Raw genomic sequence first — 22,134 nt, 5'->3', positions numbered from 1 at the left:
GCGGCCGCCCGCAATTCTGCAACATGTTCTATGGGGCGACCAGTGGCGTCAGACGCCGCAGTTGATCGAGATCGCTCACCGAGACGAGCATCATCGTGACACCTGCTGCCTCCCACACGCCGATCTGCTTACGCACCTCGTCCTCGTTGCCGATGATCGTGGTATCGAGCACCATCTCGTCCGGGACAACGGCCGCGGCCTCGGCCTTGCGGCCGGCCTGGAAGAGCTTGCCGATCTCTTCCACCTCGCGCTCATAGCCCATCCGCCGATAGACCTGGGCGTGGAAATTGAGTTCGGGTGCGCCCATGCCGCCGATGTAGAGCGACATCACCCAGCGCAGCCGTTCGATCTCGGCGGCCGGGTCGTCGGTGACGATCACCTGGGCGCTGGCGGCGATCTCGAAGGTCTCGCGGGTCCGGCGAGCGCCGGCGCGGGCAAACCCCTCGTCGAGCCATTCGTTGTACATCCCGGCGAGCCGGGGTGCGTAGTAGATGGCCAGCCAGCCGTCGGCGATCTCGGCGGTCAGCGCGACATTCTTCGGACCCTCCGCACCCAGCCAGATCGGCAGATCCGCACGTATCGGGTGCACGATCGGCTTGAGTGGCTTGCCGAGACCGGTGGCACCGGGGCCGGTGTAGGGCAGCGTGTAGTGCGGCCCGTCGCTGACGACCGGCGCCTCCCGCGCGAGCACCTTGCGGATGATGTCGACGTACTCCCTGGTGCGCTGCAACGGCTTGGCGAACGGCTGCCCGTACCACCCCTCCACCACCTGCGGACCGGAGACACCGAGCCCGAGGATGGCGCGTCCGCCGCTGAGATGATCCAGCGTCAGCGCGTGCATCGCGGTCGCCGCGGGGGTGCGCGCCGACAGCTGCGCGACGGAGGTACCCAGCCGGACCCGACTGGTCGACGACCCCCACCAGGCCAGTGGGCCGAACGCATCAGACCCCCACGACTCGGCCGCGAACACCGCGTCGAAGCCGGCCTCCTCGGCGGCGACAACCAATTCACCGACCTGCTGCGGCGGCGCCGCACCCCAGTATCCGAGCTGCAATCCGAACCGCATATCGGTCCCCTTTCCGGTCCACTGCTTGCCAGCAGAATAAGAACCTGTTCTACTCGATATCGTGACTCTTGGGAATACTGCACCCACGGCAATCACGCAGGATCGCCCGCCCGGATTGGAACCGAGCGACGTACTCAGCGCGCCGCTGCGAATGAAATTCGACTACACCCGCTCGGTGGGACCGATCATCGGCAGGTTCCTGACCGAGTTGCGCGATCGCCGCATCGTCGGCGTGCGCGGATCGGACGGCCGAGTGCTGGTTCCGCCGTCCGAATACGATCCGGTGACCGCCGATCCGCTCAGTGATTTCGTCGATATCGCCGATGTCGGCACGGTCGCCTCCTGGACCTGGGTCCGTGATCCACTGCCGGGTCAGCCCTTCGATCGCCCATTCGCCTACGCGCTGATCAAGCTGGACGGCGCCGACACCGCAATGCTGCATGCGGTGGATGTCGCGAGCCCGGACCAGATCAGCACCGGGATGCGCGTCCGCGCCCGCTGGGCCGCCGAAACCACCGGCAGCATTCACGACATCGCCTGCTTCGAGCCCGGCGAAACCTCCACCGCGGGCGGACAAACCCCGGCCTCGGACGCTGATCCGGTCACCATGCTCGTGACGCCGGTGGATATGAGCTACAAGCACACGGCCTCGCCGCAGGAGACGGTGTATCTGCGTGGGCTCAAGGAAGGCAAACTCATCGGTGGTCGTACCGACGCCGAGGACAAGGTCTACTTCCCGCCGCGCGGCGCCAATCCGACCACCGGCAAGCCGACCGATGACATGGTCGAGCTGGCCGATACCGGCACAGTCACCACCTTCTGCATCGTCAACGTGCCCTTCCTCGGACAGCGGATCAAGCCGCCCTACGTGGCCGCCTACGTCCTGCTCGACGGTGCCGACATTCCGGTGCTGCATCTGGTGCTCGGGTGTGCGGCCGACGAGGTCCGGATGGGTATGCGGGTGCGTGCGGTGTGGAAGCCGCGCGAGGAGTGGGGTTACGGCCTGGAGAACGTCGACCACTTCGAGCCCTCCGGCGAGCCGGATGCCGATTACGAAACCTACAAGCATCACCTGTGAGAGGGCTCCCGAGTGACCATCACCGAGCGTTCGACCGATAACGCCACCGACATCGCCGTCGTCGGCTTCGCGCACGCGCCCCATGTGCGGGAGACCTTCGGCACCACCAACGGCGTGGAAATGCTGCAACCGTGCTTTCAGCAGCTCTACGACCAGCTCGGCATCACCAAGTCCGATATCGACTTCTGGTGCTCCGGCTCCTCCGATTACCTTGCCGGACGCGCCTTCTCGTTCATTTCGGCGGTCGACACGATCGGCGCGGTTCCGCCGATCAACGAATCGCACGTCGAGATGGACGCGGCCTGGGCGCTGTACGAGGCGTGGGTGAAGCTGCGTTCCGGCCAGGCCCGTACCGCGCTGGTCTACGGCTTCGGCAAGTCCTCCGCCGGCACGCTGCGCCAGATCCTGTCGATGCAGCTGGATCCGTATCTGGTGACGCCGCTGTGGCCGGATTCGCTGTCCATCGCGGGCTTGCAGGCCAGGGCAGGCTTGGATTCGGGCCGCTGGAGCGAGCGCGATATGGCCGCGGTCTCGCGGGCACATCGCAGCGACGGAACCGCCATCGACGAGCTGCTTGCCGGACCCTATGTGGCCGATCCGTTGCGTGAGCACGACATCGCACCCATTACCGACGGCGCGGCGGCGATCGTGCTCGCGGTGGGTGACCGGGCCCGCGAACTGTGCGAACGTCCGGCCTGGATCACCGGTATGTCGCACCGGATCGACTCCTCGGTCCTCGGCGGGCGTGATCTGACCGCCTCCCCGTCGACGCAGGCCGCCGCGCATGCGGTGACCGGCGGCGACACCAGCGCATTCGATATCGCCGAGCTGCACGCTCCGTTCAGCCATCAGGAGTTGATCCTCGCCGAGGCGATCGGTCTCGACAAGCGCACCCGGATCAATCCCTCCGGTGGCGCGCTGGCAGGCAACCCCATGTTCGCGGCCGGGCTCGAGCGCATCGGTTTCGCGGCGAAGGAAATCATGGCAGGCACCGCCGAGCGCGCGCTGGCGCACGCCACCAGCGGACCCGCGCTGCAACAAAACCTTGTGACCGTTCTGGATTCGGAGGCTGGCCGATGAGTTTCCCGGCTGCGGTGCTCGGCACCGGACAAACGCATCACGTGACGAAACGCAGCGAAGTTTCGATGGCGGGCATGGTCCGCGAAGCCATCGATCGCGCGCTGGCCGACGCCGACCTGACCATGGCCGATATCGACGCGATCGTCATCGGCAAGGCGCCGGACATGTTCGAGGGCGTGATGATGCCCGAGCTGTATCTCGCCGATGCGCTCGGCGCGCCGGGTAAACCGCTGCTGCGCGTGCACACCGCCGGTTCGGTGGGTGGCTCGACCGGTGTCGTCGCCGCCAACCTGGTGCAGGGTGGCGTGCACGAGCGGGTGCTCGCGGTGGCGTGGGAGAAGCAGTCGGAGTCGAATGCCATGTGGGCGTTGTCGATTCCGGTGCCGTTCACCATGCCGGTGGGCGCGGGCGCGGGTGGCTACTTCGCACCTCATGTTCGGTCCTACATACGCCGTTCCAATGCACCGGGTCATATCGGCGCGATGGTGGCAGCCAAGGACCGACGTAATGGCGCCAAGAACCCGTACGCACATCTGAAGCAGCCCGATATCACCATGGAATCGGTGCTGGCCTCGCAGATGCTGTGGGATCCGATCCGCTTCGACGAAACCTGCCCCTCGTCCGACGGCGCGTGCGCGGTCGTGATCGGTGGCGAGAAGTCGGCCGCGGCGGTGGAAGCGGCGGGTAGGAAGGTCGCGTGGGTACATGCCACCGCGATGCGGACCGAGCCGACCACCTTCGCCGGACGTGATCAGGTCAATCCGCAAGCCGGTCGCGACGCCGCCGCCGCACTGTGGAAGCAGGCAGGCATCACCGATCCGCTCAGCGAGATCGACGCCGCCGAGATCTATGTCCCGTTCTCCTGGTTCGAGCCGATGTGGCTGGAGAACCTGGGCTTCGCCGCGCCGGGTGACGGCTGGAAGCTCACCGATAAGGGTGAAACCGAGATCGGCGGAACACTGCCGGTGAATCCGTCGGGTGGCGTGCTGTCGTCCAATCCGATCGGCGCCTCCGGCATGATCCGTTTCGCCGAGGCCGCCAAGCAGGTGATGGGCCGAGCAGGCGCCTGCCAGGTGGACAATGCCCGCAAGGCACTTGGCCACGCCTACGGCGGTGGGTCGCAGTACTTCTCGATGTGGGTGGTCGGCTCGGAGCGTCCGGCATGAAATTCACCCTCGGGATCGCACTGAGCCCGCTCGAGCAACTGCCCGAGCTGGCTCGCACTGCGGAGGAATGCGGCTTCTCCTCGATCGCGCTGCCCGATTCGCTGTTCTACATGAAATCGGCGGCGGCGAAGTACCCCTATACGCCCGACGGCAGCCGTTTCTGGGGCCCGGACACCCCATGGGTCGATCCGCTGATAGCCGCGACCGCCATGGCCGCGGTGACCACTCGGCTGCGCTTCTACACGAATGTTCTGAAGCTCGGCTCCCGCAATCCGCTGCTGCTGGCCCGCCAGGTCGGCTCAGTGGCGAATTTGTCGGGAAACCGATTCGGGTTCGGCGTCGGTATCGGTTGGGCGCCGGAGGAGTTCGAGTGGTGCGGCGTGCCCTTCGCGCGCCGCGGCGCCCGGGTCGACGAGATGATCGATGTCATCAAACTGGTGCTTGCCGGTGGGATGGTCGAATACCACGGCGAGTTCTTCGATTTCGAGCCGTTGCAGATGAGCCCGGCACCGACCGAACCGGTGCCGTTCTACATCGGCGGCCACACCGACGCGGCCCTGCGCCGGGCGGCGCGGGTCGGCGACGGCTGGACCTCGGCCATGATGAAGTTCGACCAGCTCCGCGAAACCATTGACACACTTGGACGGTTGCGCGCGGAGTACGGCCGCGCCGATAAGCCGTTCGAAATCCAGGCGGTCTGTATCGATAAGTTCGGCCGATCCGGTTATCAGGATCTGGCCGGCGCCGGTGTCACCGACGCGATCGTGGTCCCGTGGGTGATGGATGGCATCGGGTTCGATGGCGAACTGGCCGCCAAACAGGAGTCGCTGCGCAAGTTCGCGGCGGCGAATATCGACGATCCGATCATCTGAGGCCGACCAGAAGGGCAGCTATGACCGTCGACTCCTCCCCTATCACCGACCACCCGGCGCGCGCCGCGGGTATGGCCTCCCAGGCAGCCGTTCGGGCCCGCGATAAAGAGGCCTGGCTGGATCTGTTCGCGGCCGATGGCATCGTCGAAGATCCGATCGGGCCCTCGGGATTCGATCCGGAGGGCCTCGGCCACCGTGGTCGCGACGCCATCTCGGCGTTCTGGGACAAGGCGATCGCGGCCACCGAGTCGATCGAGTTCTTGTTCGGCGATTCGTTTGCCTGCGGTTCGGAAGTCGCCTTCACCGGGTTGATCCGCAGCACGGTCGGCGGACACGTGATCGATGCCGAGGGCGTGTTCACCTATCGGGTCGACGCGGCGGGCAAGATCGCCGCGTTGCGTGCGTACTGGGAGGTCGATCGGGCCATGGCGACGGCGCGAAAGGCCGGCTGAGCCGAAACGACCGGTCGGCCGAGCCGGCTGCCGCGCCGCTCCTGGCCGAATCGCAACGATGCCCCTCGATCCGCGGATCGAGGGGCATCGTCGTTTCGTTCGACGGACAGTGATTGTCAGTCGGCGGACTGGCCGGTGACCGGACAGGCCTTGTAGTCGACCTGGAATTCCTTGATGCCGTTGAGCCAACCCGACCGCAGTCGCTTCGCATCGGCCAGCTTGCTGATATCGGGCAGGTGATCGGCGATCGCATTGAAGATCAGATCGACCTCGAGACGTGCCAGGTTCGCCCCGACACAGAAATGCGCACCGGTGCCGCCGAAGGACAGGTGCTGATTGTCCTCGCGCATGATGTCGAACTTCTCCGGATTCTCGAAAACGTCCTCATCGAAGTTGGCCGAGCGGTACAGCATGACCACCCGCTGGCCCTTCTTGATCTGCACACCGCCCAGCTCGACGTCCTCCAGGGCGGTGCGCTGGAACGAGGTCACCGGAGTGGCCCAGCGGATGATCTCATCGGCTGCGGTGGCCGGGCGTTCCTTCTTGAACAGCTCCCACTGGTCGGGGTGCTCCAGGAACGCCATCATGCCGTGGGTGATGGCATTGCGAGTGGTCTCGTTACCCGCCACCGCCAGCATGATGACGAAGAATCCGAACTCCTCCTCGGAGAGCTTGTCGCCATCGATATCGGCCTCGATCAACGTGGTCACGATGTCATCGGCCGGACACTTCTTGCGCTCAGCGGCCATCTGGTAGGCGTAGCCGAGAATTTCCGCCGAGGCCACGACCGGATCGGCGTCGTTATCGGGATCGTCGTAGCCGGTCATATCGTTCGACCACTGGAAGACACGCATGCGGTCCTCCTGCGGGACACCGATGAGTTCGGCGATGGCCTGCAACGGAAGTTCGCACGCGATCTGGGTGACGAAGTCGCCGGAACCGGATTCGGCAGCCGCCTTCACGATGGCCTCGGCGCGTGCCGAGAGCTCGGCGCGCAAGCCATTGATCGCGCGCGGGGTGAAGCCACGAGAAATGATCTTGCGCAGTTTGGTGTGCTCGGGAGCGTCCTTGTTGATCAGGACGAACCGCTGCAGCTCGATCTGCTCGCGGGTGATGTCATCGTTGAATCGCGGAATCGCGGTGTTCTCGTAGGTGGAGAACACATCGCTGCGCCGCGAGACCTCTTTGACATCGGCGTGCTTGCTGACGACCCAGAACCCGTCGTCATGGAACCCGCCGACCTCCGGTGGCTGCGGGTTCCACCACACCGGGGCGGCCCGGCGTAGCTCGGCGAACTCCTCGACCGGAATACGGTGGGCATAGATTTCGGGATCGGTGACATCGAATCCGTTCGGCACATCGGGCCGAACCGTTCGAGGGGCTACCACCACTTGCCTCCTTCGCGATACCGCGACCGCGAACCCACGGGCCAGTGAATCCGTTCGACCACGGAACTGAAACACGTTCTACAATTATTGAAGCACAGGCGGGAAAACTAGGAAAGAAACCGGACAGATCCGCCTGTGACAAGTGTCAGGAACACGTTCCAGTTCTGTCCACGAGGAAAGGTTGGAGATGGGTACACCCGTCATCGTCGAAGCCGCCCGCACCCCGATCGGCAAGCGCCGCGGCTGGCTGTCCGGCCTGCACGCGTCCGAGCTCATCGGCGTCGCCCAGCGTGGCCTGCTCGACCGCGCACATCTTGACCCCGCCCTCGTCGAGCAGGTCATCGGCGGCTGCGTCACTCAGGCCGGCGAGCAGTCCAACAACGTCACCCGGGTCGGCTGGCTGCACGCGGGACTCCCCTGGCAGGTCGGCTGCACCACCATCGACGCCCAGTGTGGCTCGGCCCAGCAGGCCAACCATCTGATCGCCGGACTCATCGCCACCGATGCCATCGAGATCGGCATGGCTTGTGGCGTCGAGGCGATGAGCCGGGTTCCGCTCGGCGCCAACGTCGGCGAGAACGCGGGCCCGCGCAGGCCCGCGTCGTGGGATATCGACCTGCCCAACCAGTTCGAGGCCGCCGAACGAATCGCCAAGCGGCGCGGCATCACCCGTGACGACGTGGACGCACTCGGCGTGCGCTCGCAGCGGCTGGCCGCACAGGCCTGGGCCGAGGGACGCTTCGACCGCGAGGTGCTCACCGTGACCGCTCCCGTCGCCGACAAGGAAGGCAACCTCACCGGCGAGAAGATGGACGTCACCCGCGACCAGGGCCTGCGGGAGACCACAACCGAGAGCCTGGCCGGCCTGAAGCCGGTGCTCGAGGGTGGCATCCACACCGCCGGTACGTCCTCGCAGATCTCCGACGGCGCCGCCGCGGTCCTGCTGATGGACGAAAAGGCCGCGCGCCGCGAAGGTTTGACGCCGCGGGCGCGCATCGTCACCCAGTGCCTGGTCGGTTCGGAACCCGAATTCCACCTCGACGGCCCGGTGCAGGCCACCACCCGCCTATTGGAGCGCTCCGGAATGAGCATCGGCGATATCGATCTGTTCGAGATCAATGAGGCGTTCGCCTCGGTGCCGCTGTCGTGGGCGTCGGTACACAAGCCCGATATGGACCGGGTGAACGTCAACGGTGGCGCGATCGCGCTCGGCCATCCGGTCGGCTCCACCGGATCCCGCCTCATCACAACGGCTTTGCACGAGCTGGAGCGCTCCGATCGCAGCATCGCAATGGTGCTCATGTGTGCCGGTGGCGCACTCGCGACAGGCACGATCATCGAGCGGTTGTAGGCGTTTCAACCAATTCCCCGGTGTAAGTTGAACGTTCATCTCGGGGGCGGCAAAACGTGTCGTACGCCACACAAACTTCGGTACAGATGAGTAGATGAGGTGTCAGCTAACTTGCGGCTACCGTCGCTCTGACCGGGAAGAACCCCGCGACGGGCTAGAACTTGCTGGCAGGACGGCTCCACAAGAGCCGTTGGTGGAACCCGCAAACGCCACGCTCGGAGCCTCTGCACTGGATACCGACCTGGAAGCTTCAAGGAAATTCGGAATCAGGCGTAGGTTTTCAGTTACTGAGCCGCTAATATCAATGATACGTATCCGAGATAACGACTGTTAGTACAGCGAAGGGAATTGGGCGGCTCACAATGGCTGATTTCGCGGCGCGGCTGAACAAGCTGTTCGAAACCGTGCATCCCCCGGGGCGTAAGCCGCACACGAACGCGGAGGTCGCAGCTGCGCTGACGGCCTCAGGGCATCCGATCTCCAAACCGTACCTGTCACAGTTGCGGTCCGGGCAGCGGACCAATCCGTCGGACGAGACGGTGGCCGCGTTGGCGAAGTTCTTCAAGGTCAAGCCGGACTACTTCTTCAACGACATCTACGCCGCCAAGATCGACCATGATCTGGAACTGCTGTCGCAGCTGCAGGGTTACGGACTACGCCGGCTGTCGAGCCGGGCATTCGATCTGTCCGAAGAATCTCAGAATCTACTGACGTCCATGGCGGAGAAACTCCGGGCAAGTGAAGGTCTGCCCGAAGTTCCTCCGGACGGGACCGAATAGACTCTCGCACACCACAACACAGTGCGGCCCAACGGGCCGCACTGTGTTGTGGTGTGTGATCAGCGCCACCCCACAGCGAATACGCGTGCGGTAGTGGGCCGAAAACCGCTGCCCCGGAGCGTGAGCCGCGCCGGAGCAGCGGAAGGACGGAATCGACCCGCCGGGTTCAGCGCTGCGCCTCGGCCGCTGCCGGCTTCCTCTTCTGCTGCTCGCGCGCGGCGGTATCGAAGGCCTGCGCAATCGCATTGACCCAACCGCGCGGACTCACCCCCTCGGGCGGCGCGATCCACCGAGCGTCGACCACCACATCGCCGAGCGGATGACGCGCCCACCGCGCGACGCGATCGGCGCGCTGGGTCACCGAGGCCGGCGGATCGCCGGCCGACACGATCTCCACACCACCACCGGATTGCAGGTAGAGCGCATCCATGATCTGCGCGACCCGGTCGGAAGCCTTCAACTGCGTGGACGTTCCGCCCTGCTCATGTGCCACGACCTCCGGGAAACGCTTCACCAGCACCCGATGCAGCAGCTCGATGCGCCGCAGCAGCAGCCGCGCACGCACCCAGAGCTCGATCACGATCCACACCGCACCGAACGCGATCAACAGGCTCGCGATCTGCCACGCAGGCCAACCCCAGTCCGCCACACCGGGTTCGGCACGTGGGGCATCGATGGCGGCGCGACGGATCTCCACCACCGCCATCACCACCATCAGCGCAGTGCCCGCGGTATAGATCGCGATGCCGCGACCGAGCGCGGTCCAGTCCAGATTGCGCAGACCGGTGACGACGATGAACAGCCCACCCAGCGCAGCGATCACCCAGCCGACAACATGCGTCCACGCCAGCGTCGTCGCGGCTGCGACGGCGCCGACCGCGTAGATCGCCAGCGCGATCTGGCGCAGGTTACGGCGCGATACGACCGGCCATGCGGCCGAGGCGACCACCGAAGTGGCCGTAGTGAACAGCAGCCAAGCCGCGACAACGACACCGTCGGAGGGCATCCCGGAGCGCAGGCCGTCCGGTAGCAGGTTGTCGACCGCAAGTCCCACATCGGGAATCGCAACGGTGGCGGCCAGCGCGACCGCGGACACCGCGATCACGATGGCAACCCGGGCGGTCGTCGCGGGCTTGACCAGCACGCGCCCCACCCGCGCACCGGCTGCCACCCAGACCAGCATGGCCGTCAACCAGAAGGTCATCCAAGAGCCTCATCGAATCGAAGGACCGAGACGCCCGCGCCCCGGTTGTTGAATACGCGCAGCCGCGTCATCAGCATCGCGGCGAAGGTCTCGGCCTCCCACTCGGCCTGTTCGTCCTCACCGTCGTCGACGATCTGCTGATGAGCGCGCTGGCTCAGCATGTAGGCGATCAGATCGTCGCTGGCTTCCAGCGTCACCTCCGGTGCGGGCGCACCCTCGTGGTCGAACACGATGTGCCCCAGCTCATGTGCGAGGGTGTGCTCGCGACTCGGCAGCGCGGTGGCCAGCACGATCACGTCTTTGTCCGGATAGAAGCGGCGCTGACCGCAGACACCGGGGCCGAGGTCGGCATCTGCGATCTCGATCATGCGTTTGCGTTCGGCGGCGATGGCGAGCACCACCTCATCGAGGGTGGTGGCGTCGAAATCGGCCGCGACCGCGCACACCGCGTCCACCGCCGCGGCAACCCGGCGGTAGGACCGCGAACCACTCTGCGCCTTACTCTGTGTCATCGCCGATCACGCACCCGTTCCGAAGAATTCGGCGCGCGCGGCATCGATCCGCGCCTGCGCCGCCGACGCACTCTGGAAGCTGACCGCACCGGAACCCGCTCCGGCCAGGGTGAGCGCGATCAGACCACCGATCACCGTGAGCATCTTCGGCTCCGGCAGACCGTCCTCGGCGCTGGTGTTGCGCACGTCGGGGTCCGACGGCGCGGCCATCGCGGGCGGTGACGCGGGAGCCGGAGCTGCGGCGGGCGGTGCGGGAGCGGCCGGGGCCGGAGGTGCGACGACCGGCACGGCCGGAATCGCCGGAGCCACCGGCGCGATCACCGGCGGCGCCGGCACCGGAGCAGGCGGAATCGCAAGCGGCGGCAGTGCGGGTACCGGAGGCACCGGCGGGATGGGAAGCAGCAGCAACAACAGCGGAGACGCCGAACCGACCGCCGCGGAGCCGACGGCCGCCGAGCCCACCGCTGCCGAACCCGTTGCGGCCGAACCGATTCCCGCGGAGCCAAGTCCGGCTGAACCGACCGCCGCCGAGCCGGTGCCGAGCGCACCGACGCCCGCCGATCCGACTGCGGCGGAACCTGTACCGAGGGCTGCCGAACCGGTGCCAAGGGCCGCGGAACCCGTCGCGAGCGCTCCGACTCCGGCTGAACCCACCGCCGCCGAGCCGGTGCCGAGCGCACCGACGCCCGCGGATCCGACTGCCGCCGAGCCAGTGCCGAGCGCGGCACCCAGCCCGACCGAACCGAAACCGAGAATCGTACCGAGAGAGGAAGATCCGGCGGCGAGACCAGCACCGAGTCCGGCCGACCCCGCGGCGGCGGAGCCGGCAGCTGCGGAGCCCGCGGCGGCTGATCCAGCTCCGGCCGAGCCGGTACCTGGACCGGCGACGTCTGTCGGTTCGATGCCCGCGTCAACCGATTGCCGACCGGGGATGGTCAGCGGTTGCCATTCCTCGCCCTTGTCATCGACCGGGACGGCTCCGTTGGTCGCGTTCGCACCGTTGCCGGCATCCGGCGCGGCGCCATTCCCCGCGTTCGCGCCAGGGGCGTTGCCCGCGTTCGCCTCCGGGTTGGCGCCGGCGCCGCTGCCCGAGTTCGGCAGCAGCCCGTTGCCCGCGTTCGCCGGGTTCGGCACGGCACCGTTGCCCGGATTCGGGGCGCTGTCCCCGCCCTGCCCGGAACCACCCGGCTGGGCCTCTGCCGCTACCGGGCCGAGTAGCCCGAGGCAGCCGACGGCCCCCGCTACCGCGAGCACACGCGTAAAGCGACCAATGGCCATGCGACGGCCTTCCCCTCATAGAGACTGCGCAGAACTTCGCCCGGCCACACGCACACCCCGGACTTCAACAACGGTTGCCCATAGTAAACCGTGGGCTCCGGACCGCGCAGGAGTACCGCCCGCAGACGGGCGACGGTCGACCGGCCCTTCCCATTGCCTGGACGGCGTAAACCATGTCCGTCGAGGCCGGAGGCTCGCCGCGCGGACCCGGGCACGAGGGACCTGACGGTCGGTTTGCTGGCGAGGTCGATTCCGCGCCGGTCGAACCCGCGGTGTGCAGTCGGTCACAGCATCGGCCGAGACGCTCCGGACTCCGGCACAGAACGGCCGCCGCGTCGGCACACTGCACCCGCCCCACCTGGCGGGCATCGGAGGCACTACCACCGGGCACGAAGCGATACGCCGGGAGCGACATCACGCTGAGACCATCACTACGGGCGGCAATACGTTGGCGCCCAGGATCTTCCGATGGCAGCCATAACAGCCCTGCGGCGGCGGACCGGAATGCCGGTCCCCCGCCGCAGGGCCTGTCCAGCTCCGGCTGGATTACGCGCCGTAGACCGGCTCGGGCGGGTTGGCCTTGGCGAGCAGGTCGGCGACGACCGGACCGAGTTCGGCCGGATCCCAGCGGGCGCCGCGGTCGACGGGGACGCCGTGGCGCCAACCCTCGGCGACGGCGACCTTTCCGCCTTCGACCTCGAACATGCGGCCGGTCACGCCGGCGGACTCGGAGCTGCCGAGCCAGACGACCAGCGGGGAGACGTTCTCGGGGGCCATGGCGTCGAAGCCCTCCTCGGGCGCGGCCATATCGTCGGCGAAGACGGTTTCGGTCATCCGGGTGCGGGCGGCCGGGGCGATGGCGTTGACGGTGACGCCGTAGCGGCCGAATTCCGCGGACGCGGTGAGGGTGAGACCGGCGATGCCTGCCTTGGCCGCGCCGTAGTTGCCCTGGCCGACGCTGCCCTGCAGACCGGCACCGGAGCTGGTGTTGATGATGCGGGCATCGACCGGGCGGCCAGCCTTGGACTCACCGCGCCAGTATTCGATGGCGTGACGCATGGTGGCAAAATGGCCCTTGAGGTGCACGCGAACGACGGCGTCCCATTCGTCCTCGGCCAGATTGACCAGCATCCGATCGCGGACGAAACCGGCATTGTTGACCAGCACATCCAGCCCGCCGAAGGTGTCGACGGCCTGGCGGATGAGCCGGCGCGCGCCCTCCCAGTCCGCGATGTCGTCACCATTGGCGACGGCCTCCCCGCCGAGCGCGCGGATCTCGGCGACAACCTGTTCGGCCGGGGTCTCGCCGGTATCGGCGCCATTGAGCGCGGAGCCGAGGTCGTTGACGACCACCTTCGCACCCGCAGCGGCAAACGCAAGCGCGTGCGCGCGGCCGATGCCTCGGCCGGCGCCGGTGACGATCACGGTACGTCCGGCGCAGATCCCACTGGTTTCCATCGTGTTCCTAATCTCTTCGCAGCGGTTTGTGGGCGATCAGGCCGGTCCGGTATAGGCCGGTGGCGCTGACCAGGTCTGATCGGCTAGGGCTTCGGCGCGCCATTCGGCGTGGCCGCGTTCGCGGTAGCGGCGTCAAGGAAGGCCGGGCGCTCACCGCCGCCGTGCACCTCGAGGGTCGCGCCACTGACGTAGCCGGCCAGCGGTGACGCGAGGAAGGCCACGCAGCGGCCGATGTCTTCGGGGCGGGCCAGACGACCGAGCGGGATGGTGGCGCCAACCGCCGCCACACCATCGGCGTCGCCATAGTGCATCTGGCTGAGTTCGGTTTCCACCGGGCCCACCACCAGCGAGTTCACCCGGACCTTCGGCGCCCACTCCACAGCGAGCGAGGCGGTGAGGCTGTCGACGCCGGCCTTGGCGGCACCGTAGGCGGCGGTGCCCGGCGAGGCCCGGTGGCCGCTGACGCTGGAGATATTGACGATGGAGCCGCCGTCCGGTTGCGCCTGCATCACCGCATTGGCGATCTGGGAAACGAGCAGCGGCGCGAGCAGATTCAGCTCGACGATCTTGGCGTGGAAGTTCTTGCTGGCATCGGCGGCCAGGGCGAACGGGGCGCCGCCCGCATTGTTCACCAGGTGGTCGAGGCGGCCGTGCCTGGCGACGACGGTGTCGATCATCTCGCGCACCGCATCGCCGTCACGGACATCGCAGGGCAGGAATTCGGCCTGCCGTCCCTCGTACTCCACTGGGGCGTCTCCAGGACGGCGTGCGCAGGCCAGCACGGTCGCGCCCGCGGCGAGCAGGGCCCGGCTCACGCCGGCGCCCACACCGCGAACACCGCCGGTTACCAGAACGACGCGTCCGGACAGATCGATTTCGAGTGCCACCGTGCTAACCTACCAAGCAATTGCTTGCTTAGCCAAGGTTCGCTCACGATGGGAACTGCGATGGGGATCAACCGTCACACCGAATCAACCGGCATCACCGTCATCACGGTCGACTATCCGCCGGTCAACGCCATACCCTCGGACGGCTGGTTCGCACTCGCCGACGCACTGCGCGAGGCAGGCCGCGATCAGGAGACCAAAGTGGTGGTCCTGCGCGCAGAAGGTCGCGGGTTCAACGCGGGCGTGGATATCAAGGAGATGAATCAGGACACCGGGCACACCGCCCTGATTCGCGCCAACCACGGGTGCTTCGAGGCGTTCGCCGCCGTCTACGACTGCCAGGTCCCGGTGATCGCCGCCGTCAACGGCTTCTGCCTCGGCGGCGGCATCGGCCTGGTCGGCAATGCCGATATCGTCGTCGCCTCCGATGACGCCACCTTCGGTCTGCCCGAGGTCGACCGCGGCGCGCTCGGGGCGGCCACTCACCTGTCGCGGCTGATCCCCCAGCACTTGATGCGGGCCATGTTCTACACGGCGGGCACCCTCACCGCGCAGCAGCTGCACCACTACGGCTCGGTGCTCCAGGTGGTACCGCGCGCCGAGCTCGACGCCGCCGCCATGGACGTCGCCAAGAACATCGCCAACAAGGACGGCCGCGTCATCCGCGCCGCCAAACGCGCACTCAACGGCATCGACGTGCAGGACGTGCATCGCTCCTACCGCTATGAGCAGGGCTTCACCATGGAGCTCAACCTCGCCGGTGTGGCCGATGAGATCCGGGCGCGCTTCGACGACGACCTGGCCGCGCAGAAGAAAGGGAAGTAGGAAATCATGCGCGACAAGCAAATGACGCTCGACGAGGTCGTCGGCGAACTGCGGAGCGGAATGACCATCGGCCTCGGTGGCTGGGGTTCGCGACGCAAGCCGATGGCCCTGGTCCGGGCACTGCTGCGGTCGGACATCACCGATCTGACCGTCGTCACCTACGGCGGGCCCGACCTGGGCCTGCTGTGCTCGGCGGGCAAGGTGCGCAAGGCGTACTACGGATTCGTGTCGCTGGACTCGGCTCCGTTCTACGACCCGTGGTTCGCCAAGGCCCGGACCGAGGGCGCGATCACTGTGCGCGAGATGGACGAGGGCATGATCAAGTGCGGCCTTCAGACTGCCGCCGCCCGTCTGCCGTTCCTGCCCATCCGCGCAGGCTTGGGTTCGGCAGTGGTGGATTTCTGGGAAGGCGAACTGAAGACGGTTCAGTCGCCGTACCCGACCGACGGCAAGACCGAGACCCTGATCGCCATGCCCGCCCTGAATCTGGATGCCGCGTTCGTGCACCTGGATCTGGGCGATAAGCACGGCAATGCCGCCTACACCGGCGTCGACCCCTACTTCGACGACCTGTACTGTCTGTCGGCCGAGCGGCGCTATCTGTCGGTGGACCGCCTGGTCGAGACCGAGGAACTGGTGAAGGCCGTTCCGCAGCAGTCGATCATCCTCAACCGCATGATGGTCGACGGTGTGGTCGAGGCGCCGGGTGGTGCGCACTTCACCTTCTCCGGCAGCTACGGCCGCGATGAGAAGTTCCAGCGCCACTATGTGGAGGCCGCCAAGACGCCCGAATCGTGGGCCGAGTTCACGGCGCGCTACCTGGATGTGTCCGAGGACGAATACCAGGCCGCCGTCCGCGCTTTCGCCGAGGAGCAGAAATGACCACAGCATCGCAGAGCGATTCCGTGAGGGGCGGCGGCCGGGGCTCGGGTGGGCGCGACACCGCAACCATCACACGTGCCGAGGTCTGTGTCGTCGCCGCGGCCGAGATCTTCCGTGGCGCGGGCGAGATCATGGCCAGCCCGATGTCCACCGTCACCACCATCGGCGCCCGGCTGGCGCGGCTGACCTTCGAGCCGGATCTGCTGCTCTCCGACGGTGAGGCGCTGCTGTTCGCCGAGGTTCCGGCCATCGGCGGCAAGGCTCCCGTCGAGGGCTGGATTCCGTTCTCCAGGGTGTTCGATGTGGTCGCCTCCGGCCGCCGCCACGTCGTCATGGGCGCGAATCAGCTGGACCGCTACGGCAATCAGAATCTGTCGGCCTTCGGCCCGCTGCAGCAGCCGACCCGCCAGATGTTCGGCGTGCGCGGCGCCCCGGGGAACACCATCAACCACGCGACCAGCTACTTCGTGCCGCGGCACAACAAGCGTGTGTTCTGCGAGACCGTCGACGTCGTCTCCGGAATCGGTTACGACAAGATCGATCCCGAGAATCCCGCCTACCGGTTCCATCACCTGCACCGCGTGGTGAGCAACCTCGGCGTCTTCGACTTCGGCGGCCCCGGCCACACGATGCGCGCACTGTCGCTGCATCCCGGCGTGACCGCCGACGAGGTCGCCGAGAACACCTCGTTCGACATCGCCGAGCTGGGCGAGGCGGGCGAAACCCGGCTGCCGACCGAGGAAGAGTTGCGGATCATTCGCACCGTTCTCGACCCGAAGGGGTTCCGCGAGAAGGAAGTGACGGCATGACTCGGCTACGGACTCCGCTGACCGAACTGGTCGGCATCGAGCACCCGATCGTGCAGACCGGTATGGGCTGGGTCGCCGGCCCGCGGCTGGTCGCGGCCACCGCGGAGGCCGGCGGGCTCGGCATTCTGGCCTCGGCCACCATGACCTACGACGAACTCGAAGCTGCCATCGCGAAAACCAAATCGCATACGTCGAAGCCGTTCGGTGTGAACATCCGCGCCGACGCGTCCGACGCAGGTGAGCGCATCGACCTGCTGATCCGGGAGAAGGTCAAGGTTGCTTCCTTCGCCCTTGCACCAAAGCAGGATCTGATCGCGAAGCTGAAAGACGCCGGTGTCGTGGTGGTTCCGTCGATCGGCGCGGCCAAGCATGCGGTGAAGGTGGCGTCCTGGGGCGCGGATGCGGTGATCGTGCAGGGCGGCGAGGGTGGCGGGCATACCGGTCCGGTGGCCACCACGCTGCTCCTGCCGTCCGTGCTCGATGCGGTCGACATTCCCGTGGTCGCGGCAGGTGGTTTCTTCGACGGCCGCGGCCTGGCCGCAGCACTCGCCTACGGCGCCGCGGGCATCGCGATGGGTACGCGATTCCTGCTGACGCAGGAAAGCCAGGTCCCCGACGCGGTGAAGCAGGAATACCTGAACCGCCACCTCCAGGACACGGTGGTTTCGCTCAAGGTCGACGGCATGCCGCACCGCGTGCTGAACACCGAATTGGTGCAGCGCCTGGAGCATTCGGGCAACTGGCGCGGCCTGACCGCCGCAGTCGCCAATGCCGCCAAGTTCAAGAGCATGACCGGCATGAAGTGGTCCACCATGGTCCGCGACGGTCTGGCCATGCGTAAGGCCAAGGACCTCACCTGGTCGCAGGTCATCATGGCCGCGAACACGCCGATGCTGCTGAAGGCGGGTCTGGTCGAGGGCAATACCGAGGCGGGCGTGCTCGCCGCAGGCCAGGTCACCGGCATCATCGACGATCTGCCGACCTGTCAGGAACTCATCGACCGCATCATTCGCGATGCGGTCGCGCGGATCGACCAGATATCCGCGCTTACCAACGACGCCCAGGCGATCCCCGGCGCGTCGAAGTAACCGAGTCTGCTCGGTCACCGGTCAGGCGGTCTCCCTTCACGGGAGGCCGCCTGACGTCGTTCGACCGGGCACCTTCCCGCAGGTGGTGTCGAAAACTGATTGCGAGGCCTCCGATTTCCCACGTATACCGAAAGGATGCGTATCGGAATTGTGGGGTTGCTGCGGGGTCTGTACATGGCGGAGTGGGCGGAGAGGATCGGGTTGGAGGTGACCGCGATCTGTGACCGTGACTCCGAACGTCTGGCTGCCGCGCACGAGCGATTCCCTTCGGCTCGGGCGAGTGCGGATTGGGCCGAACTGCTGGTGGCGGACCTGGACGGTGTAGTGCTCGCCAATGATTTCGACGCGCATGCGGAGTTGGCCATCGCGTTCCTCGACCGCGGGATACATGTGCTGTCGGAAACGGCAGCCTGCAGCTCCGAGGAGGAGGGGCGAAAACTCATCGCCGCCGCCGAGCAGTCGACGGCGACCTACTCGTTCGCCGAAAACTATGTCTTCCATCCGCATACGCGAGTGTTGCGCGAGTCGGTGGAATCCGGCGAGCTCGGCGGTGTCGTCTCGGTCGAGGCCGACTATCTGCACAGCCTGTCGCCGCAGGACACCGCCGGACTCATCGGCGACCCGGCGCACTGGCGTGGCCGTATCGCGCCGACCGCGTATTGCACGCACACCGTTTCCCCGCTGCTGCACCTCACCGGCGCATGGCCGGTCGAGGTCAGCACCTTCCCGGTCGGCCCCGATCGTGACCGGCCGGCCGCCGTGGTGCTCGTCATCCGCCTCTCCGACGGCACCCTTGCCCAGGCTCGCCACGGCTTTCTCGCCGGCGAAACCGACAGCCACTGGAGCTGGATATCGGTGCGCGGTGCCCACGGGCTCGCCGAATCGATGCGCACGTCCGGCGAAAGCGCCTGGTCGGTACGGGTACGCACGGAAGGCTGGGCGCAGCCCGACGGGCAGACCCGGGAGGAGGTTCGCGAACCTCGCCACTACCAGGTGAGCGGCGAACCGATCGATCGGATGGCCGAGGGCACCGTCGCGGTACTGGAGGGATTTCGCGCGTCCATCGAACGCGGTGCGGCGCCGCTGATTCCGGTACGCCCCGCGGTCGCGGCCTCACTGGTCGGAATTGCCGGCGCGATATCGCTCGCTAGCGGCTCTGCGCCCGTCCGCGTGCCGAGCGTATCCGCCTGAACGGATTCGGTCGAACTCGCTCGCGGGTCAGACGGCAGTCGCGGTGCTGATGGCGAGACCTTCGGCGGCCCTATCGATCACATCATCGAGTACGTCCCGAGACCGCAGCAGATCGTTGATGGTGCGGTCGATACGGGCGCGCTCGATTTCGAGTTCGGCGACCAGGTCCGGGGTCGCGAGTTCATTGGCTCGGCCATCGGCATCACGCATACACGGCAGGATCTGGGCGATCTTCTTACTGGACAGCCCTGCGGCATAGAGCTCCTGAACATGGATCACCCGGTCCACCGCCATCCCTGGGTAGTCGCGGTGGCCGCCCGGGGTCCGTCCGGAGACCAGCAGACCCTGCTCCTCGTAGTAGCGCAACGAACGTTCACTGACACCGGTTCGCCTCGCCAGTTCACCGATTCGCATCCGCGACCTCGCTTTTCACATTCCGACTTGATTCTCACATTGATGTGAAGTTTTACCGTATCGGCATGACGAACGCAGCACGAACCACCAACCTTTTCGACACCGCCACCCTGGGCACGCTCCAGCTCCCGAATCGGTTGATCATGGCCCCGATGTCACGTCAGCGCGCCGACGCCGACGGCACCCCGAACGCACTCATGGCCGCCTATTACGCACAGCGCGCCGGTGCCGGACTGATCGTCGCCGAAGCCGCGACGCCGAACCTGGTCGGCAAGACCTTCGCCGGGATCCCGGCGATCTACGCCGACAGCCATATCGCGGGCTGGCGGCAGGTCACCGATGCCGTGCGTACGCGGGGCGGGCGGATGTATCTGCAATTGCAGCACGGCGGCCGGATCGGGCACCCGGACAACACCGGTCTGACACCGATTGCACCGTCGCCGATTCCGCTGCCCGGCACGGTATACACCGCCGACGGCTCCAAGGATGCCGTTGTCCCCCGTCAGATGACAATCGACGAAATTCACGCGACCGTCGCCGACTTCGCGGCGGCGGCTCGCAACGCCGTCGCGGCCGGCTTCGACGGCGTCGAAGTGCACAGCGCCAACGGCTTTCTGCTGCATCAATTCCTGTCCGACAACACCAATCAGCGCACCGACGATTACGGCGGGTCGGTCGACAACCGGATCCGGTTCACCGTCGAAGTCGTCGAAGCCGTCGCCGCCGCGATCGGCCCCGAGCGGGTAGGTGTGCGTATCGCACCCGCGGTCACCGCCAACGGAATCGCCGAAAGCGATACCGCCGAGCTGTATCCCGCGCTGGTCGAGGCATTGAACGGCCGGGGACTTTCCTACCTGCATGTGGTGTTCGCCGACCCGGCATCGCCCGTCTTCGGGCAAATCGCCGCCCACTGGCAGGGCACACTGATCGCCAACCCGTACCTCGGTTGGGGCGAACCGCTGCCCGACGATGGCGGCAAGGCCAGAGCCGAGGAGCTGCTCGCCGCCGGCGCGGACCTGGTCTCGCTGGGCCGATCCTTCCTCGCCAACCCGGATCTGGTGGACCGCCTCCGTTCCGGAGCACCGATCAACCAGACCAGGGACGCCTATTTCTACGGCGGAAGCAACCTCGGCTACACCGACTATCCAGAACTCGCGGCCGCGGCGGTATGAGCGCCGGTCAGATCCGCTCGATGATGGTCACGTTGGCCGTGCCGCCACCCTCACAGATGGTGAGCAGGCCATAACGGCCGTTGATCCGCTCGAGCTCGTTGAGCAGGGTGGCGAACAGCTTGGCGCCGGTGGCGCCGAGCGGGTGACCGAGAGCGATGGCACCGCCGTTGACGTTCACCTTCTCCGGATCCGCGCCGGTCTCCTTCAGCCAAGCCAGCACCACAGGGGCGAAGGCCTCGTTGATCTCGACCACATCGATATCGTCGATGGTCAGCCCGGCCTTCTCCAGCGCCCACTTGGTGGCCGGGATGGGCGCGCTGAGCATGAAGATCGGGTCGGCGCCGCGGGCGCTGACGTGCACGATGCGCGCACGCGGGGTGAGGCCGTACTCCTGCACCGCCCACTCGGAGGCGAGCAGGGTCGCGCTGGCGCCGTCGGAGATCTGCGAGGCGACGGCCGCGGTGAGCGGGCTGCCCTCGGCGAGCGCGGGCAGCGAGGCCATCTTCTCCAGGCTGGTCTCGCGCGGGCCCTGATCGATCCAGAAATCGCCGACCGGAACGATCTCGCGATCGAAGCGGCCGTCCTTGATCGCGTGGCGGGCGCGCTCATGGCTGCGCAGCGCCCAGCGCTCCATGTCCTCGCGGCTGATGCCCCACTTCTCGGCGATCAGCTGCGCGCCGTGGAACTGCGACACCTCGCCGGTGCCGTAGCGGTGATCCCAGCCCTGCGCTCCGACGAACGGCGATTCGTAGCCGTATTCCTTACCCGCGAGCATGGCCGCCGAGATCGGGATGGCGCTCATGTTCTGCACACCACCGGCGACGATCACCTCGGCGGTACCGCTCATGATGGCCTGCGCGCCGAAGTTGATGGCCTGCTGGCTGGAACCGCACTGCCGGTCCACCGTGACGCCGGGAACTTCTTCCGGATAGCCGGCCACCAGCCAGGCGGTGCGGCCGATGTTGCCTGCCTGCGGGCCGATGTTGTCGACGCAGCCGACGATGACGTCATCGACCACACCGGGATCGATCGGGTTGCGGTCGAGCAGACCACGCAGGGCTGCGGCACCGAGATCGGCCGGGTGCACGCCGGCCAGCGCACCACCGCGCTTGCCGACGGGGGTGCGCACCGCGTCGATCACGTACGCCTCGCGCAGCGGGGTGTAGGGGCGGCGCGAACCGG

At 67.0% G+C, this 22,134-nt stretch carries 22 protein-coding genes; 13 read left to right on the top strand and 9 right to left on the bottom strand.

Translation table 11 applies throughout. From position 1 onward, the window contains the following. Positions 1-28: 28 nt before the first annotated feature. Positions 29-1,066 (bottom strand): LLM class F420-dependent oxidoreductase, encoded by a 1,038-nt coding sequence (locus GV792_RS22445; protein WP_163826260.1) that lies wholly within the window; start codon positions 1,064-1,066, stop codon positions 29-31. A gap of 61 nt (positions 1,067-1,127) precedes the next feature. Here GV792_RS22445 and GV792_RS22440 point away from each other — a divergent pair, with 61 nt between their 5' ends. From GV792_RS22440 to GV792_RS22420, 5 genes are read left to right on the top strand one after another with little or no spacing between them, the layout of a single operon-like run. Continuing rightward, positions 1,128-2,144: a Zn-ribbon domain-containing OB-fold protein gene (locus GV792_RS22440; protein WP_375154332.1), complete on the top strand. Its 1,017-nt coding sequence runs from the start codon at positions 1,128-1,130 to the stop codon at positions 2,142-2,144. Between the two features lie 12 nt (positions 2,145-2,156). Then, entirely contained in the window at positions 2,157-3,224 is a 1,068-nt protein-coding gene (locus GV792_RS22435; protein ID WP_178124438.1) for a thiolase domain-containing protein, read from the top strand. Further along, a complete protein-coding gene (locus GV792_RS22430) occupies positions 3,221-4,390 on the top strand; it encodes a thiolase domain-containing protein (RefSeq protein ID WP_163826259.1) in 1,170 nt (389 codons plus the stop codon). The genes GV792_RS22435 and GV792_RS22430 overlap by 4 nt, the downstream gene beginning before the upstream one ends. Beyond that, positions 4,387-5,262, top strand: a complete 876-nt coding sequence (locus tag GV792_RS22425) for a TIGR03619 family F420-dependent LLM class oxidoreductase (protein ID WP_163826258.1) — start codon at positions 4,387-4,389, stop codon at positions 5,260-5,262. Before GV792_RS22430 ends, GV792_RS22425 begins: the two co-directional genes overlap by 4 nt. Before the next feature lie 20 nt (positions 5,263-5,282). Next, positions 5,283-5,714 (top strand): nuclear transport factor 2 family protein, encoded by a 432-nt coding sequence (locus GV792_RS22420; RefSeq protein WP_175583085.1) that lies wholly within the window; start codon positions 5,283-5,285, stop codon positions 5,712-5,714. Positions 5,715-5,830: 116 nt separating this feature from the next. Here the strand turns inward: GV792_RS22420 and GV792_RS22415 are convergent, their stop codons facing one another. After that, positions 5,831-7,102 (bottom strand): cytochrome P450, encoded by a 1,272-nt coding sequence (locus GV792_RS22415; protein ID WP_163826257.1) that lies wholly within the window; start codon positions 7,100-7,102, stop codon positions 5,831-5,833. Between the two features lie 187 nt (positions 7,103-7,289). On the opposite strand from GV792_RS22415, the gene GV792_RS22410 reads away from it, so the two are divergent. Both GV792_RS22410 and GV792_RS22405 read left to right on the top strand, forming a co-directional pair. Then, a complete protein-coding gene (locus GV792_RS22410) occupies positions 7,290-8,453 on the top strand; it encodes a steroid 3-ketoacyl-CoA thiolase (RefSeq protein WP_163826256.1) in 1,164 nt (387 codons plus the stop codon). Positions 8,454-8,815: 362 nt separating this feature from the next. Beyond that, the gene (locus GV792_RS22405; protein WP_014348820.1) at positions 8,816-9,232 is read left to right on the top strand and encodes a helix-turn-helix domain-containing protein; all 417 of its coding nucleotides are present in this window, start codon (positions 8,816-8,818) and stop codon (positions 9,230-9,232) included. 166 nt (positions 9,233-9,398) lie between these two features. Here GV792_RS22405 and GV792_RS22400 read toward each other — a convergent pair whose 3' ends face one another. From GV792_RS22400 to GV792_RS22380, 5 genes are all read right to left on the bottom strand, one after another. Beyond that, positions 9,399-10,436, bottom strand: a complete 1,038-nt coding sequence (locus tag GV792_RS22400; RefSeq protein WP_163826255.1) for a hypothetical protein — start codon at positions 10,434-10,436, stop codon at positions 9,399-9,401. Continuing rightward, positions 10,433-10,948 carry an ImmA/IrrE family metallo-endopeptidase gene (locus GV792_RS22395; protein ID WP_036532694.1) on the bottom strand — a complete coding sequence of 172 codons (516 nt, stop codon included), beginning with the start codon at positions 10,946-10,948 and terminating at the stop codon, positions 10,433-10,435. The genes GV792_RS22400 and GV792_RS22395 overlap by 4 nt, the downstream gene beginning before the upstream one ends. Before the next feature lie 6 nt (positions 10,949-10,954). Continuing rightward, positions 10,955-12,226, bottom strand: a complete 1,272-nt coding sequence (locus GV792_RS22390) for a hypothetical protein (protein WP_163826254.1) — start codon at positions 12,224-12,226, stop codon at positions 10,955-10,957. A 546-nt stretch (positions 12,227-12,772) separates the two neighbouring features. Further along, entirely contained in the window at positions 12,773-13,684 is a 912-nt protein-coding gene (locus GV792_RS22385) for an SDR family oxidoreductase (RefSeq protein ID WP_163826253.1), read from the bottom strand. Positions 13,685-13,767: 83 nt separating this feature from the next. Next, positions 13,768-14,571: an SDR family oxidoreductase gene (locus GV792_RS22380; RefSeq protein WP_163826252.1), complete on the bottom strand. Its 804-nt coding sequence runs from the start codon at positions 14,569-14,571 to the stop codon at positions 13,768-13,770. Between the two features lie 60 nt (positions 14,572-14,631). Here GV792_RS22380 and GV792_RS22375 point away from each other — a divergent pair, with 60 nt between their 5' ends. The 5 genes from GV792_RS22375 to GV792_RS22355 all read left to right on the top strand — a co-directional run bounded on the left by GV792_RS22375 (position 14,632) and on the right by GV792_RS22355 (position 19,366). Continuing rightward, positions 14,632-15,396 (top strand): enoyl-CoA hydratase family protein, encoded by a 765-nt coding sequence (locus tag GV792_RS22375; RefSeq protein WP_163826303.1) that lies wholly within the window; start codon positions 14,632-14,634, stop codon positions 15,394-15,396. Between the two features lie 6 nt (positions 15,397-15,402). Continuing rightward, entirely contained in the window at positions 15,403-16,278 is an 876-nt protein-coding gene (locus GV792_RS22370; RefSeq protein WP_163826251.1) for a CoA transferase subunit A, read from the top strand. Next, on the top strand, positions 16,275-17,087 hold the full coding sequence (locus tag GV792_RS22365; RefSeq protein ID WP_175583086.1) for a CoA-transferase subunit beta: 813 nt from the start codon (positions 16,275-16,277) through the stop codon (positions 17,085-17,087). The genes GV792_RS22370 and GV792_RS22365 overlap by 4 nt, the downstream gene beginning before the upstream one ends. Beyond that, the gene (locus GV792_RS22360) at positions 17,084-18,175 is read left to right on the top strand and encodes an NAD(P)H-dependent flavin oxidoreductase (protein ID WP_163826250.1); all 1,092 of its coding nucleotides are present in this window, start codon (positions 17,084-17,086) and stop codon (positions 18,173-18,175) included. Before GV792_RS22365 ends, GV792_RS22360 begins: the two co-directional genes overlap by 4 nt. 135 nt (positions 18,176-18,310) lie before the next feature. Beyond that, positions 18,311-19,366, top strand: a complete 1,056-nt coding sequence (locus GV792_RS22355; protein WP_163826249.1) for a Gfo/Idh/MocA family protein — start codon at positions 18,311-18,313, stop codon at positions 19,364-19,366. A gap of 27 nt (positions 19,367-19,393) precedes the next feature. Here GV792_RS22355 and GV792_RS22350 read toward each other — a convergent pair whose 3' ends face one another. Further along, a complete protein-coding gene (locus GV792_RS22350; RefSeq protein WP_163826248.1) occupies positions 19,394-19,780 on the bottom strand; it encodes a MerR family transcriptional regulator in 387 nt (128 codons plus the stop codon). A 65-nt stretch (positions 19,781-19,845) separates the two neighbouring features. On the opposite strand from GV792_RS22350, the gene GV792_RS22345 reads away from it, so the two are divergent. After that, the gene (locus tag GV792_RS22345; RefSeq protein WP_163826247.1) at positions 19,846-20,952 is read left to right on the top strand and encodes an alkene reductase; all 1,107 of its coding nucleotides are present in this window, start codon (positions 19,846-19,848) and stop codon (positions 20,950-20,952) included. Between the two features lie 7 nt (positions 20,953-20,959). Here GV792_RS22345 and GV792_RS22340 read toward each other — a convergent pair whose 3' ends face one another. Next, complete coding sequence (locus tag GV792_RS22340; protein ID WP_163826301.1) at positions 20,960-22,108, bottom strand: acetyl-CoA C-acetyltransferase; 1,149 nt, start codon at positions 22,106-22,108, stop codon at positions 20,960-20,962. Positions 22,109-22,134 lie beyond the last annotated feature (26 nt).

This window comes from Nocardia cyriacigeorgica (assembly GCF_010868145.1).
In the GTDB taxonomy this organism is placed as follows: Bacteria; Actinomycetota; Actinomycetes; order Mycobacteriales; family Mycobacteriaceae; genus Nocardia; species Nocardia cyriacigeorgica_D.
This window is presented reverse-complemented; position numbering and strand designations above follow the sequence as displayed.

Bases quoted from the DNA above. Each gene is read 5' to 3' on its own strand.
- GV792_RS22445 (WP_163826260.1), bottom strand. From the start codon at position 1,066: ATGCGGTTCGGATTGCAGCTCGGATACTGGGGTGCGGCGCCGCCGCAG.
- GV792_RS22430 (WP_163826259.1), top strand. From the start codon at position 3,221: ATGAGTTTCCCGGCTGCGGTGCTCGGCACCGGACAAACGCATCACGTG.
- GV792_RS22425 (WP_163826258.1), top strand. From the start codon at position 4,387: ATGAAATTCACCCTCGGGATCGCACTGAGCCCGCTCGAGCAACTGCCC.
- GV792_RS22420 (WP_175583085.1), top strand. From the start codon at position 5,283: ATGACCGTCGACTCCTCCCCTATCACCGACCACCCGGCGCGCGCCGCG.
- GV792_RS22410 (WP_163826256.1), top strand. From the start codon at position 7,290: ATGGGTACACCCGTCATCGTCGAAGCCGCCCGCACCCCGATCGGCAAG.
- GV792_RS22405 (WP_014348820.1), top strand. From the start codon at position 8,816: ATGGCTGATTTCGCGGCGCGGCTGAACAAGCTGTTCGAAACCGTGCAT.
- GV792_RS22400 (WP_163826255.1), bottom strand. From the start codon at position 10,436: ATGACCTTCTGGTTGACGGCCATGCTGGTCTGGGTGGCAGCCGGTGCG.
- GV792_RS22395 (WP_036532694.1), bottom strand. From the start codon at position 10,948: ATGACACAGAGTAAGGCGCAGAGTGGTTCGCGGTCCTACCGCCGGGTT.
- GV792_RS22390 (WP_163826254.1), bottom strand. From the start codon at position 12,226: ATGGCCATTGGTCGCTTTACGCGTGTGCTCGCGGTAGCGGGGGCCGTC.
- GV792_RS22385 (WP_163826253.1), bottom strand. From the start codon at position 13,684: ATGGAAACCAGTGGGATCTGCGCCGGACGTACCGTGATCGTCACCGGC.
- GV792_RS22375 (WP_163826303.1), top strand. From the start codon at position 14,632: ATGGGGATCAACCGTCACACCGAATCAACCGGCATCACCGTCATCACG.
- GV792_RS22370 (WP_163826251.1), top strand. From the start codon at position 15,403: ATGCGCGACAAGCAAATGACGCTCGACGAGGTCGTCGGCGAACTGCGG.
- GV792_RS22365 (WP_175583086.1), top strand. From the start codon at position 16,275: ATGACCACAGCATCGCAGAGCGATTCCGTGAGGGGCGGCGGCCGGGGC.
- GV792_RS22360 (WP_163826250.1), top strand. From the start codon at position 17,084: ATGACTCGGCTACGGACTCCGCTGACCGAACTGGTCGGCATCGAGCAC.
- GV792_RS22355 (WP_163826249.1), top strand. From the start codon at position 18,311: ATGCGTATCGGAATTGTGGGGTTGCTGCGGGGTCTGTACATGGCGGAG.
- GV792_RS22350 (WP_163826248.1), bottom strand. From the start codon at position 19,780: ATGCGAATCGGTGAACTGGCGAGGCGAACCGGTGTCAGTGAACGTTCG.
- GV792_RS22345 (WP_163826247.1), top strand. From the start codon at position 19,846: ATGACGAACGCAGCACGAACCACCAACCTTTTCGACACCGCCACCCTG.